We start from the raw sequence: 13088 nt of genomic DNA on the forward strand, positions 1-13088 counted from the left end.
GGCCATTTTCGGGCTATAATTTGAAAGTTTGTGCTGATCAACCTCGCACCCTAGCGCCTACCTCACTCATCCCGTTCATCCGCCGCACGCCGCCTGTCGGGCGATGCCGCGAAGCCTCGTGCGCCACGCGCCGGGTTCGCGTCTCGACAATGCAGGTCGCGTCCAGCTAGCGACTGACGCGCGCCTACGCAGCGCGGCGCTCGCGCGGCAGGGTAAACAGGTCGGCAGCAGGGTGTTCCCCAAGGAGCCTCCCGTGTTGCCGTCTTTTTCTCCCGCCTTGCTTGCACTCGCCGACGGCACGGTCTTTCGTGGTTATTCGATCGGGGCCGCAGGCCATACGATCGGTGAAGTCGTGTTCAACACCGCGATTACCGGCTATCAGGAAATCCTGACTGATCCGAGCTACGCGCGTCAGATCGTCACGCTCACCTACCCGCATATCGGCAACGTCGGCGTCAACGCCGAAGACGTCGAAGCCACGAAAGTCCATGCCGCCGGCCTGATCATCCGTGATCTGCCGACGCTCGCATCGAACTTCCGCATGGACCGCACGCTCGGCGATTACCTGCGCGACGAAGGCGTCGTCGCGATCGCCGGCATCGATACCCGCAAGCTGACCCGTATCCTGCGCGACAAGGGCGCGCAGAATGGCTGCATCCTGGCCGGTTCGGACGACGAGGCGAAGGCGATCGAACTCGCGCGCTCGTTCCCGGGCCTCGCGGGCATGGATCTCGCGAAGGTCGTGTCGACCACGAAGCCGTTCGAGTGGAAGCAGACCGAATGGCGCCTCGGCAGCGGCTACGGCATGCAGGAAGCGCCGAAGTACCGCGTCGTCGCGTATGACTTCGGCGTCAAGTACAACATCCTGCGCATGCTCGCGGAGCGCGGCTGCCACGTGACGGTGCTGCCGGCCGAGGCGAGCGCGGCCGACGCGCTCGCGCTGAATCCGGACGGCATCTTCCTGTCGAACGGCCCCGGCGACCCGGAGCCGTGCGACTACGCGATCGCGGCCACGAAGCAGTTCATCGAGCGCGGCGTGCCGACCTTCGGCATTTGCCTCGGCCACCAGATCATGGGCCTCGCGGTCGGTGCGAAGACGCTGAAGATGAAGACGGGCCACCACGGCGCGAACCACCCGGTGAAGGATCTCGGCGACGGCCGCGTGGTGATCACGTCGCAGAACCATGGCTTCGCGGTCGACGCGGATTCGCTGCCGGCCAACGCGCGCGTGACGCACGTGTCGCTGTTCGACGGCACGCTGCAGGGCTTCGAGCTGACCGACAAGCCGGCGTTCTGCTTCCAGGGCCACCCGGAAGCGTCGCCGGGCCCGCACGACATCGGCTATCTGTTCGACCGATTCACCGCACTGATGGACGCTGCGAAGCAGCGCAACGCCTGACGCAACCGACGCAACCGAAGAACGGGAGATTCGCATCATGTTCGGCCACGCACTCGGCATCACGGATATCTGGACCTACGTGTTCGGCGTGATCTTCATCATCCTGCTGCCGGGGCCGAACTCGATGTACGTGCTGTCGCTCGCCGCACAGCGCGGCGTGAAGGCGGGCTATCGCGCGGCCTGCGGCGTGTTCATCGGCGACACGGTGCTGATGGTGCTGTCCGCCGCGGGCGTCGCGTCGCTGCTGAAGGCGAACCCGCTGCTGTTCTCCGTCGTGAAGTACGGCGGCGCCGCGTATCTGCTCTACATCGGCACCGGCATGCTGCGCAGCGCGTGGCGCAAGCTGCGCGCGCGCGGCGATGCGCCCGTCGATGCCCCGCAGGCGGTCGACGGCGAGCGGCCGTTGCGCAAGGCGCTGATCGTGAGCCTGCTGAATCCGAAGGCCATCCTGTTCTTCATCTCGTTCTTCATCCAGTTCGTCGATCCGGCATTCCCGCATCCCGCGCTGTCGTTCGTCGTGCTCGGGGCGATCGCGCAATGCGCGAGCTTCCTGTACCTGAGCACGCTGATCTTCGCGGGCGCGCGGCTCGCCGAGCATTTCCGCCGCCGCCGCAGGCTCGCGGCGGGCGCGGCGAGCAGCGTGGGCGGCCTGTTCATCGGCTTCTCGGTGAAGCTCGCGCTCGCCACCATGAGCTGAGCGCGGCCGGCCGACCCACGACAACGATTACTTATTGAATTCACAAGCCATGCCAAAACGCACAGACATCAAAAGCATCCTCATCATCGGCGCGGGCCCGATCATCATCGGCCAGGCGTGCGAGTTCGACTACTCGGGCGCACAGGCATGCAAGGCGCTGCGTGAGGAGGGCTACAAGGTCGTTCTCGTCAACAGCAACCCGGCGACGATCATGACCGACCCGAACACGGCCGACGTCACGTACATCGAGCCGATCACGTGGGAAGTCGTTGCACGCATCATCGAGAAGGAGCGTCCGGACGCGATCCTGCCGACGATGGGCGGCCAGACCGCGCTGAACTGCGCGCTCGACCTGCACCACCACGGCGTGCTCGAGAAGTTCGGTGTCGAGCTGATCGGCGCGTCGCCGGAAGCGATCGACAAGGCGGAAGACCGCCAGAAGTTCAAGGACGCGATGACCAAGATCGGTCTCGGTTCCGCGAAGTCGGGTGTCGCGCACTCGATGGAAGAAGCGACCCAGGTGCATGCCGAGATCATGGCGCTCACCGGCGGCAGCGGCTACCCGGTCGTGATTCGCCCGTCGTTCACGCTCGGCGGCTCGGGCGGCGGCATCGCGTACAACCGTGAAGAGTTCGAAGAGATCTGCAGGCGCGGCCTCGACCTGTCGCCCACGCGCGAACTGCTGATCGAGGAATCGCTGCTCGGTTGGAAGGAATACGAGATGGAAGTCGTGCGCGACCGCGCCGACAACTGCATCATCGTGTGCTCGATCGAAAACCTCGACCCGATGGGCGTGCACACCGGCGACTCGATCACGGTCGCGCCGGCGCAGACGCTCACCGACAAGGAATACCAGATCCTGCGTAACGCATCGCTCGCGGTGCTGCGCGAGATCGGCGTCGACACGGGCGGCTCGAACGTGCAGTTCTCGATCAACCCGAAGGACGGCCGCATGGTCGTCATCGAGATGAACCCGCGCGTGTCGCGTTCGTCGGCGCTCGCGTCGAAGGCGACCGGCTTCCCGATCGCGAAGGTCGCGGCGAAGCTGGCGGTCGGCTACACGCTCGACGAGCTGAAGAACGAGATCACCGGCGGCCAGACGCCGGCGTCGTTCGAGCCGACGATCGACTACGTCGTCACGAAGATCCCGCGCTTCGCGTTCGAGAAGTTCCGTGAAGCCGACTCGCGCCTGACCACGCAGATGAAGTCGGTCGGCGAAGTGATGGCGATCGGCCGCACGTTCCAGGAATCGTTCCAGAAGGCGCTGCGCGGCCTCGAGGTCGGCGTCGACGGTCTCGACGAGAAGTCGACCGACCGCGACGAGATCGCGATCGAGATCCACGAGCCGGGCCCGGACCGCATCTGGTACGTCGGCGATGCATTCCGCATCGGCATGACGGCCGAGGAAATCTTCGCGGAAACCGCGATCGATCCGTGGTTCCTCGAGCAGATCGAGCAGATCATCCTGAAGGAAAAGGCGCTGTCGGGCCGCACGCTCGCATCGCTGACGTTCGACGAGATGCGCTACCTGAAACAGAGCGGCTTCTCCGACCGCCGCCTCGCGAAGCTGCTCGGCGCGACGCCGGAAGACGTCCGCCGCCGCCGCATCGAACTGAACGTGCGTCCGGTCTACAAGCGTGTCGACACCTGCGCGGCCGAGTTTGCGACGAAAACGGCCTATATGTACTCGACCTACGAGGACGAGTGCGAGGCGCAGCCGACCACCAACAAGAAGATCATGGTGCTGGGCGGCGGCCCGAACCGGATCGGCCAGGGCATCGAGTTCGACTACTGCTGCGTGCATGCGGCCCTCGCGATGCGCGAGGACGGCTACGAAACGATCATGGTCAACTGCAACCCGGAAACGGTGTCGACCGACTACGACACGTCCGACCGCCTGTACTTCGAGCCGCTGACGCTGGAAGACGTGCTCGAGATCGTCGACAAGGAAAAGCCGGTCGGCGTGATCGTCCAGTACGGCGGCCAGACGCCGCTGAAGCTCGCGCTCGACCTCGAGGCGCACGGCGTGCCGATCGTCGGCACGTCGCCGGACATGATCGACGCGGCCGAAGACCGCGAACGCTTCCAGAAGCTGCTGCAGGACCTCGGCCTGCGCCAGCCGCCGAACCGCACCGCGCGCGCCGAAGACGAAGCGCTCGCGCTGGCGGCCGAAATCGGCTATCCGCTCGTCGTGCGCCCGTCGTACGTGCTGGGCGGCCGCGCGATGGAAATCGTCCACGAGCCGCGCGACCTCGAGCGCTACATGCGCGAGGCCGTGAAGGTGTCGAACGATTCGCCGGTGCTGCTCGACCGCTTCCTGAACGACGCGATCGAATGCGACGTCGACTGCATCTGCGACGGTGAGTCGGTGTTCATCGGCGGCGTGATGGAGCACATCGAGCAGGCGGGTGTCCACTCGGGCGACTCGGCATGCTCGCTGCCGCCGTACTCGCTGTCGAAGGAAACCGTGGCCGAGCTGAAGCGCCAGACGGGCGCGATGGCGAAGGCGCTGAACGTGGTCGGCCTGATGAACGTGCAGTTCGCGATCCAGCAGGTGCCTGCCGACGCAAATTCGGCGGACGGTTCGAAGCAGGACATCATCTACGTGCTCGAAGTGAACCCGCGCGCATCGCGCACGGTGCCGTACGTGTCGAAGGCGACCAGCCTGCCGCTCGCGAAGATCGCGGCGCGCGCGATGGTCGGCCAGAAGCTCGCGCAGCAGGGCGTGACGAAGGAAGTCGAGCCGCCGTACTTCAGCGTGAAGGAAGCGGTGTTCCCGTTCGTCAAGTTCCCGACCGTCGATCCGGTCCTCGGGCCTGAAATGCGTTCGACCGGCGAAGTGATGGGCGTCGGCCAGACGTTCGGCGAGGCGCTGTTCAAGTCGCAGCTCGCGGCCGGTTCGCGCCTGCCGGAGTCGGGCACGGTGCTGCTGACCGTGATGGATGCGGATAAACCGAAGGCCGTCGAAGTCGCGCGCATGCTGCACGATCTCGGCTACCCGATCGTCGCGACCAAGGGCACGGCTGCCGCGATCGAAGCGGCCGGCGTGCCGGTGAAGGTCGTGAACAAGGTGAAGGACGGCCGTCCGCACATCGTCGACATGATCAAGAACGGCGAGATCGCACTCGTGTTCACGACGGTCGACGAGACGCGCCAGGCGATCGCCGATTCGCGTTCGATCCGCATGAGCGCGCAGGCGCACAAGGTCACGTACTACACGACGATGTCGGGCGCGCGCGCGGCCGTCGAAGGCTTGCGCTACCTGAAGGATCTGGAAGTCTATGATTTACAAGGTCTTCACGCTCGCCTAAACTAAGCAGTCAGTTACCTGTCGAAGCAACACGTGCCGCGATTAAGCGGCGTTTCCGGTCCGCCGGAAATGCGCTTAATCGCGGTGATTTTTTTTGTAGCCGTTTTTAGCGATTGAGTCGTTTATGAGCACTATTCCGTTGACAAAGCGTGGCGCAGAACTCCTGCGCGATGAATTGCAGCGCCTCAAGTCCGTCGAGCGACCGGCCGTGATCAACGCGATCGCGGAGGCCCGCGCACAGGGCGATCTGTCCGAAAACGCCGAATACGATGCCGCGAAGGAAAAGCAGGGCTTCATCGAGGGTCGCATCGCGGAACTCGAATCGAAGCTGTCCGCCGCGCAGATCATCGATCCCACGGTGCTCGACGCCGAAGGCCGCGTGGTCTTCGCATCGACGGTCGAACTCGAGGATCTCGAGTCCGGCGACACCGTCAAGTACCAGATCGTCGGCGACGACGAAGCCGATATCGATCACGGCCTGATCTCGGTCAGCTCGCCGATCGCACGCGCGCTGATCGGCAAGTCCGAAGGCGACGTCGCGGCCGTGCAGGCGCCGAGCGGCGTGCGCGAGTACGAAATCATCTCGGTCAGCTACATCTGAAGCGGGGCGACGTGATGCCGCATCGCGTGTTCCGTCTGCTGTCGGCCGTGTGGGTCGGCAGCCTGCTGACGATCGGGTATGCGGTCGCACCCGTGCTGTTCAAGACGCTGGAGCGGATGACGGCCGGCACGGTCGCCGGCCAGCTGTTTCGCATCGAGGCGATCCTCGGTGTCGTATGCGGCGTGCTGCTGCTCGCGCTGTCGAACCAGCAGGTGCGGCGCGGCAGCGGCGATTATCGTCGCGTGCGCTGGATCGTCGCGGCGATGGTCGCGTGCGTGCTGGTCGGATATTTTGCGCTGCAGCCGTTCATGAACGCGCTGCGGGTGGCCGCGATGGAGGCGGGCACCGATATCGCGAACTCGCCGTATGCGAGCCGCTTCGGGATGTTGCACGGCGTCTCGAGCCTGTTCTATCTCGTCGAGAGCGTGCTGGGGCTGATGCTGATCTGGCGTCTGCCGGCGCACGACGCCTGAACGGCCCGGGCGGCACGCGGGCGGAGCGGCACGGGATGCCCCGTGCCGCGCGGCAGGATTACTTGCCCTGGTGCGGCCGCTTCGTGCTGGCCTGACGCTTTTTCGCACGCTTCACCGTGCCGCCCGCCGTCACGCGCTCGTTGCCGCGCACGACGACCTTGGTCGGTTTCGGGCGACGCACGGGGCTCGCGTTCGGCGATACCTTGATGACCTTGACGGTGCGCGGTGCACGGCCTTTCTTGTCGTCGACGGCTTCGGCCGCGCTCGGCAGCGTGCCGGCACGACGGCCGCGGGCCGGGGCCGCCACGGCTGCCTCGGGCTTCCAGATCACCAGCAGCTTGCCGATGTGCTGGATCGGCGCCGCGCTCAGGCGGTCGCAGATCTCGTCGTAAATGGCGACGCGTTCGTCGCGCTCGTCGCCGAACACACGGATCTTGATCAGCTGGTGCGCGGCGAGGTGCACCTTGATTTCCTTCAGCACGGCGTCGGTGAGCCCTTCGGCGCCGATCAGCACGACGGGCTTGAGCGCATGGGCCTGGGAGCGCAGCGCGGAGCGCTCGGCGGGGGAAAGCGAAAGGGCGGGCATGGAAATGTCGAAATCTAAATAGGGGCGCGCTGCATCAAAAGCGAATCGCGGGAAGTTACCGCATCAGCCGCGCGCCGAAACCACGTAAAATCGCGGCTTGGGCCCCGGAAGGGGCCGTAGCCGCGCGAAGAAGACGCGTATTATCCGCCAAAAGCACGGCTTCACGAAGCAAATAGCAGCAATCTCTCTCTCGAATGGCAAAAAACCGCTTTAACCAGCACTGGCTGCACGACCACATCAACGATCCGTACGTCAAAATGGCGCAGCGGGAGGGCTATCGCGCGCGTGCCGCGTACAAGCTGAAGGAAATCGACGAGCAGGACAAGCTGATCCGTCCGGGCCAGGTGATCGTCGACCTCGGTGCGACCCCGGGCAGCTGGAGCCAGTATGCCCGCAACAAGCTCGCGCAGGGCAAGAAGCGTGACGCGGAGCGCGAAGGCGGCATCGACGGCACGATCGTGGCGCTCGACATCCTGCCGATGGAGCCGATCGCCGACGTCCACTTCCTCCAGGGCGATTTCCGCGAGGATGACGTCCTCCACCAGCTCGAAGAAGTGCTCGAAGGTCGCTCGGTGGACCTTGTTATTTCCGACATGGCCCCCAACCTCTCCGGCGTGGCCTCGGCGGACGCGGCGCGCATCGAGCATCTGTGCGATCTGGCGCTCGAATTCGCGCAGAACCATCTGAAGCCGGATGGTGCGCTGCTCGTGAAATGTTTTCACGGCAGCGGCTACAGCCAGATCGTCGAAAAGTTCAAACAGCAGTTTAAGACCGTCGCGCCGCGCAAGCCGAAGGCGTCCCGCGACAAATCGTCCGAAACGTTCATTTTGGGTCGGCATCTGAAGCATCCGCGTTGACGCGGGGCCGGGTGCCGCAAACGGGCTCCGGCCCTTGCCAGACAAGCGAAGCGCTATCGCAGCGGTTGTCAATGCTTATGGCAGGGGTGGTCGGACTGGATTAGAATGACCGAGGAGCGCCGCAAGGAAAATGTAGGCGCTCGTCTACGAGTGAAGGAGTGGTGCTTTGAACAACAATATGTTTTCGAAGGCAGCAGTGTGGCTGGTGATCGCACTGGTGCTGTTTACGGTGTTCAAGCAGTTCGACAAGCCCCGCGTCCAGGAAGGCGTGTCCTATTCGCAGTTCATGGACGACGCCAAGAACGGCAAGGTCAAGAACGTCATCGTTCAGGGGCGCAACCTCACCGTCACTCCGGCTGATGGCCAGAAATACCAGATCGTGTCGCCCGGCGACATCTGGATGGTCGGCGATCTGATGAAGTATGGCGTGCAGGTCAGCGGCAAGGCCGACGACGAGCCGAACGCGCTGATGTCCGCGCTGTACTACCTCGGGCCGACGATCCTGATCATCGTGTTCTGGTTCTACATGATGAGGCAGATGCAGGGGGGCGGCAAAGGCGGCGCATTCTCGTTCGGGAAATCGCGCGCGCGGCTGATCGACGAGAACAACAACGCGGTGAACTTCTCCGACGTCGCGGGCTGCGACGAAGCGAAGGAAGAAGTGTCCGAGCTCGTCGACTTCCTGCGCGATCCGCAGAAATTCCAGAAGCTGGGCGGCCGCATTCCGCGCGGCGTGCTGCTCGTCGGCCCTCCGGGTACCGGCAAGACGCTGCTCGCCCGCGCGATCGCCGGTGAAGCGAAGGTGCCGTTCTTCAGCATCTCGGGTTCCGACTTCGTCGAAATGTTCGTCGGCGTCGGCGCGGCCCGTGTGCGCGACATGTTCGAACAGGCGAAGAAGCACGCACCGTGCATCGTGTTCATCGACGAAATCGACGCGGTCGGCCGTCATCGCGGCGCCGGCATGGGCGGCGGCAACGACGAGCGCGAGCAGACGCTGAACCAGATGCTGGTCGAGATGGACGGCTTCGAGGCGAACTCGGGCGTGATCGTGATCGCCGCGACCAACCGTTCCGACGTGCTCGACAAGGCGCTGCTGCGTCCGGGCCGTTTCGACCGCCAGGTCTATGTCGGCCTGCCGGACATCCGCGGCCGTGAGCAGATCATGCGCGTGCACCTGCGCAAGGTGCCGATCGCGAACGACGTCGACGCAGCGGTCATCGCACGCGGCACGCCGGGCTTCTCGGGCGCCGATCTCGCGAACCTCGTGAACGAAGCGGCGCTGTTCGCCGCCCGCCGCGGCAAGCGCATCGTCGAGATGCAGGATTTCGAGGACGCGAAGGACAAGATCTTCATGGGTCCGGAGCGCAAGTCGGCGGTGATTCGCGAGGAAGCGAAGCGCGCGACGGCTTACCACGAGTCGGGCCACGCGGTGATCGCGAAGCTGCTGCCGAAGGCCGACCCGGTGCACAAGGTCACGATCATCCCGCGCGGTCGCGCGCTGGGCGTCACGTGGCAGCTGCCGGAGCATGACAACGAGACGTACTCGAAGGATTACCTGCTCGACCGACTGGCGATCCTGTTCGGCGGCCGCGTGGCCGAGGAACTGTTCCTGAACCTGATCAGCACCGGCGCGTCGGACGACTTCAACAAGGCGACGCAGACGGCGCGCGCGATGGTGGCCCGTTTCGGCATGACCGATGCGCTCGGACCGATGGTCTATGTCGACGACGAGAGCGACAACGGCCCGTTCGGCCGCGGCTTCACGCGCACGATCTCGGAAGCGACGCAGCAGAAGGTCGACGGCGAAATCCGCCGCGTGCTCGACGAACAGTACGGCCTTGCACGCCGCCTGCTCGAAGAGAACCGCGACAAGGTCGAGGCAATGACGGCCGCGCTGATGGAGTGGGAGACGATCGACGCCGATCAGATCAACGACATCATGGAAGGGCGTCCGCCGCGCTCGCCGAAGAGCTCGCCGGCTGTCGGCGGCGATTCGTCGGGTGGCGGCACCACGGCAGAAGTGAAGCCCGGCAACGCGCCGGCGCCTGCTTCGCCGGCCTGACCTCCGCTACAGCATCGTACACGGGCTGGTGTGGCTTCACACCGGCCCGTTTTGCATTCATCAACACCTCCCGCCCGTGCCCGATTCCGCAGTTTCAGCATCCATTCCCGCACCGCTCCAGTGCGGCCGTTTTTCGCTGACGTTCGAACGCCCGCTCGTGATGGGCATTCTCAACGCCACCCCCGATTCGTTCTCCGACGGCGGCCGCTTCCTCGTGCGCGACGATGCGCTGCGCCAGGCCGAGCGGATGATCGCCGAAGGCGTCGACCTGATCGACATCGGCGGCGAGTCGACGCGTCCCGGCGCGCCGCCCGTGCCGCTCGACGAGGAACTCGCGCGCGTGATCCCGCTCGTCGAAGCGCTGCGGCCGCTGAACGTGCCGCTGTCGATCGATACCTACAAGCCGGCCGTGATGCGCGCGGCGCTCGCTGCCGGTGCGGACCTGATCAACGACATCTGGGGGTTCCGCCAGCCGGGCGCGATCGATGCGGTGCGCGACGGCAACAGCGGGCTGTGCGCGATGCACATGCTCGGCGAGCCGCAGACGATGCAGGTCGGCGAGCCCGACTACGGCGACGTCGTGACCGACGTGCGCGACTTTCTCGCCGCGCGCGCGCAGGCGCTGCGCGATGCGGGCGTCGCGCCGGAACGGATCTGCGTCGATCCGGGCTTCGGCTTCGGCAAGACGGTGGTCGACGACAACTACGCGCTGCTGGCCGCGTTGCCGGACACGGCACCCGCGCGGCCCGACGGGCGCGCATATCCGATTCTCGCGGGCATGTCGCGCAAGTCGATGCTCGGCGCGGTGATCGGCGGCAAGCCGCCGATGGAACGCGTCGCGGCGAGCGTGGCGGCCGCGATGTGCGCGGTCGCGCGCGGCGCCGCGATCGTGCGCGTGCACGACGTCGCGGCGACGGTCGATGCGCTGAAGGTCTGGAACGCCGTGCGCGAAGCCGCGCGGCAACGATAAGTCAGAAGTCAGAAAGACGAAGGAGGAAGGTTCGCCATGGGACGTCGATATTTCGGCACGGACGGCATTCGCGGCACGGTGGGCGAGGCGCCCATCACGCCTGATTTCGTGTTGCGTCTCGGCTATGCAGCCGGCAAGGTACTGGCCGGCACGGCCGACGTCGCGGCGGGTGCGCGTCCGACGGTGCTGATCGGCAAGGACACGCGCGTATCGGGCTACATGCTCGAGGCCGCGCTCGAGGCCGGCTTCTCGGCGGCCGGCGTCGACGTGATGCTGGCCGGCCCGATGCCGACGCCGGGCGTCGCGTACCTGACGCGTGCGCTGCGCCTGTCGGCCGGCGTCGTGATCAGCGCATCGCACAACCCGTATCAGGACAACGGGATCAAGTTCTTCTCCGCGGACGGCAACAAGTTGCCCGACGATACCGAAGCCGCGATCGAGGCGTGGCTCGACAAGCCGCTCGAATGCGCATCGTCGGACCGGCTCGGCAAGGCGCGCCGCCTCGACGACGCGGCCGGCCGCTACATCGAGTTCTGCAAGAGCACGTTCCCGGCCGCCTACGACCTGCGCGGGCTGAAGCTCGTGATCGACTGCGCGCACGGCGCCGCGTACCAGATCGCGCCGCACGTGTTCCACGAGCTCGGCGCGGACGTGATCCCGATCGGTGTCGCGCCGAACGGCTTCAACATCAACGACGGTGTCGGCGCGACGGCGCCCGATGCGCTGGTGCGTGCGGTGCGGGCGAACCATGCGGACCTCGGCATCGCGCTCGACGGCGATGCGGACCGCCTGCAGGTCGTCGATTCGACGGGCCGGCTGTATAACGGCGACGAGTTGCTCTACGTGCTCGTGAAGGACCGGATCGCGACCGCCGGCAAGGTCGACGGCGCGGTCGGCACGCTGATGACGAACCTCGCGGTCGAGGTCGCGTTGCAGCGCGAGGGCGTGGCGTTCGTGCGCGCGGCGGTCGGCGACCGCTACGTGCTCGAGCAGCTGCGCGAGCGCGGCTGGCAGCTCGGCGCGGAAGGTTCGGGCCACATCCTGTCGCTCGACCGCCATTCGACGGGCGACGGCATCGTATCGGCGCTGCTCGTGCTGGCCGCGCTCAAGCGCAGCGGCCGCACGCTCGCGCAAATGCTGGACGGCGTCACGCTGTTCCCGCAGAAGCTGATCAACGTGCGGATGAAGCCGGGCGCGGACTGGAAGGGCAACGCATCGATTCGCGCGGCGATCGACGCGGCCGAAGGCGCGCTGGCCGGCCATGGCCGCGTGCTGATCCGTGCATCGGGCACCGAGCCCGTGCTGCGCGTGATGGTCGAGGCGCAGCATGCGGTCGACGCGACCCGTCACGCGGAAGCGATCGCCGACGCGGTGCGCGTGGCGACGAGCTGAGCCGGAACGGTGACGGCGCGCGAGGGTTCGGCCGTGCGCGCACCGCTTCTCCGGTGATCGACAGCGGCGCCTGCGGGCGCCGCAATTCGTCAGACGCAAAGGTTTGCGCTATTAAATAGTGGGCGATTTCGACGCGGATTTCGTCCGATCAAAGAAATACTTCGACCCTGAATCGTGGCGGCTGCGGCAAGGACTTTCCAGCCCGTGCGTGCCGCGATACGATTCGCTCGCACCCTCGAGTCGGAGGGTACTCGAGCCGTCCTTTTCCGACCGGCAATTCTTGCCGTCGACCCCGCCGCGCCATGCCTGCGCGGCCGCCCGAACCGGGCCCGATACACCCTTTCAACCAGTCATGTTACTGTCACGCCAGTTTCATCGATTGTCACATTATCGTCATGAGGAGCCCCTAACCTTCGCGGTGCCGTAGTCATCCGCTCACACACTGGAGGTCTCATGAAATTGATGCAAACCGCGATTGCCGGCTTGGCTGGCGCGCTTTTCGCAGTCGCCGCGCACGCTGCCGACATCACGGGCGCAGGCAGCACGTTCGCAATGCCGATCTATACGAAATGGGCTGCCGACTACCAGCAGTCCGGCGGCGCGAAGGTGAACTACCAGGGCATCGGTTCGTCGGGCGGCCTGAAGCAGATCAATGCGAAGACGGTCGATTTTGCCGGTTCGGACGCTCCGCTGAAGGATGAAGAACTCGCGAAGGAAGGCCTGTTCCAGTTCCCGACGGTG

Annotated in this window: 11 protein-coding genes; 10 read left to right on the top strand and 1 reads right to left on the bottom strand. The window is 65.7% G+C overall.

Going from position 1 to position 13088, the window contains the following annotated elements:
• The first annotated feature begins 253 nt into the window (after positions 1 to 253).
• The 5 genes from carA to DIE06_RS34095 all read left to right on the top strand — a co-directional run bounded on the left by carA (position 254) and on the right by DIE06_RS34095 (position 6480).
• A complete protein-coding gene (gene carA, locus DIE06_RS34075; protein ID WP_124665177.1) occupies positions 254 to 1399 on the top strand; it encodes a glutamine-hydrolyzing carbamoyl-phosphate synthase small subunit in 1146 nt (381 codons plus the stop codon).
• 37 nt (positions 1400 to 1436) lie between these two features.
• Entirely contained in the window at positions 1437 to 2096 is a 660-nt protein-coding gene (gene leuE, locus DIE06_RS34080; protein ID WP_124665178.1) for a leucine efflux protein LeuE, read from the top strand.
• Between the two features lie 49 nt (positions 2097 to 2145).
• Entirely contained in the window at positions 2146 to 5412 is a 3267-nt protein-coding gene (gene carB, locus DIE06_RS34085; RefSeq protein ID WP_124665179.1) for a carbamoyl-phosphate synthase large subunit, read from the top strand.
• Between the two features lie 118 nt (positions 5413 to 5530).
• A complete protein-coding gene (greA, locus tag DIE06_RS34090; RefSeq protein ID WP_124615873.1) occupies positions 5531 to 6007 on the top strand; it encodes a transcription elongation factor GreA in 477 nt (158 codons plus the stop codon).
• Between the two features lie 14 nt (positions 6008 to 6021).
• Positions 6022 to 6480 carry a DUF4149 domain-containing protein gene (locus DIE06_RS34095; protein WP_124665184.1) on the top strand — a complete coding sequence of 153 codons (459 nt, stop codon included), beginning with the start codon at positions 6022 to 6024 and terminating at the stop codon, positions 6478 to 6480.
• 58 nt (positions 6481 to 6538) lie between these two features.
• Here the strand turns inward: DIE06_RS34095 and DIE06_RS34100 are convergent, their stop codons facing one another.
• The gene (locus DIE06_RS34100; RefSeq protein ID WP_124665180.1) at positions 6539 to 7066 is read right to left on the bottom strand and encodes a YhbY family RNA-binding protein; all 528 of its coding nucleotides are present in this window, start codon (positions 7064 to 7066) and stop codon (positions 6539 to 6541) included.
• 194 nt (positions 7067 to 7260) lie between these two features.
• Between DIE06_RS34100 and DIE06_RS34105 the strand changes: the two genes are divergently transcribed.
• The 5 genes from DIE06_RS34105 to DIE06_RS34130 all read left to right on the top strand — a co-directional run.
• Positions 7261 to 7923 (top strand): RlmE family RNA methyltransferase, encoded by a 663-nt coding sequence (locus DIE06_RS34105; RefSeq protein WP_124665181.1) that lies wholly within the window; start codon positions 7261 to 7263, stop codon positions 7921 to 7923.
• 166 nt (positions 7924 to 8089) lie between these two features.
• Positions 8090 to 9985, top strand: a complete 1896-nt coding sequence (ftsH, locus tag DIE06_RS34110; RefSeq protein WP_044844894.1) for an ATP-dependent zinc metalloprotease FtsH — start codon at positions 8090 to 8092, stop codon at positions 9983 to 9985.
• A 28-nt stretch (positions 9986 to 10013) separates the two neighbouring features.
• Entirely contained in the window at positions 10014 to 10955 is a 942-nt protein-coding gene (gene folP, locus DIE06_RS34115; RefSeq protein ID WP_124665182.1) for a dihydropteroate synthase, read from the top strand.
• Between the two features lie 36 nt (positions 10956 to 10991).
• A complete protein-coding gene (glmM, locus tag DIE06_RS34120) occupies positions 10992 to 12347 on the top strand; it encodes a phosphoglucosamine mutase (protein WP_124665183.1) in 1356 nt (451 codons plus the stop codon).
• Positions 12348 to 12800: 453 nt separating this feature from the next.
• Positions 12801 to 13088 (top strand): substrate-binding domain-containing protein (locus DIE06_RS34130; RefSeq protein ID WP_185733541.1); only part of this gene is annotated, 288 nt, incomplete at its 3' end.

The organism is Burkholderia sp. Bp8998 (assembly GCF_003854235.1).
Taxonomy (GTDB): domain Bacteria; phylum Pseudomonadota; class Gammaproteobacteria; order Burkholderiales; family Burkholderiaceae; genus Burkholderia.

What these genes read in the sequence shown, in the direction of transcription:
- greA (WP_124615873.1), top strand. Translation starts at nt 5,531, where the DNA reads ATGAGCACTATTCCGTTGACAAAGCGTGGCGCAGAACTCCTGCGCGAT.
- DIE06_RS34100 (WP_124665180.1), bottom strand. Translation starts at nt 7,066, where the DNA reads ATGCCCGCCCTTTCGCTTTCCCCCGCCGAGCGCTCCGCGCTGCGCTCC.
- glmM (WP_124665183.1), top strand. Translation starts at nt 10,992, where the DNA reads ATGGGACGTCGATATTTCGGCACGGACGGCATTCGCGGCACGGTGGGC.
- DIE06_RS34105 (WP_124665181.1), top strand. Translation starts at nt 7,261, where the DNA reads ATGGCAAAAAACCGCTTTAACCAGCACTGGCTGCACGACCACATCAAC.
- leuE (WP_124665178.1), top strand. Translation starts at nt 1,437, where the DNA reads ATGTTCGGCCACGCACTCGGCATCACGGATATCTGGACCTACGTGTTC.
- carB (WP_124665179.1), top strand. Translation starts at nt 2,146, where the DNA reads ATGCCAAAACGCACAGACATCAAAAGCATCCTCATCATCGGCGCGGGC.
- DIE06_RS34095 (WP_124665184.1), top strand. Translation starts at nt 6,022, where the DNA reads ATGCCGCATCGCGTGTTCCGTCTGCTGTCGGCCGTGTGGGTCGGCAGC.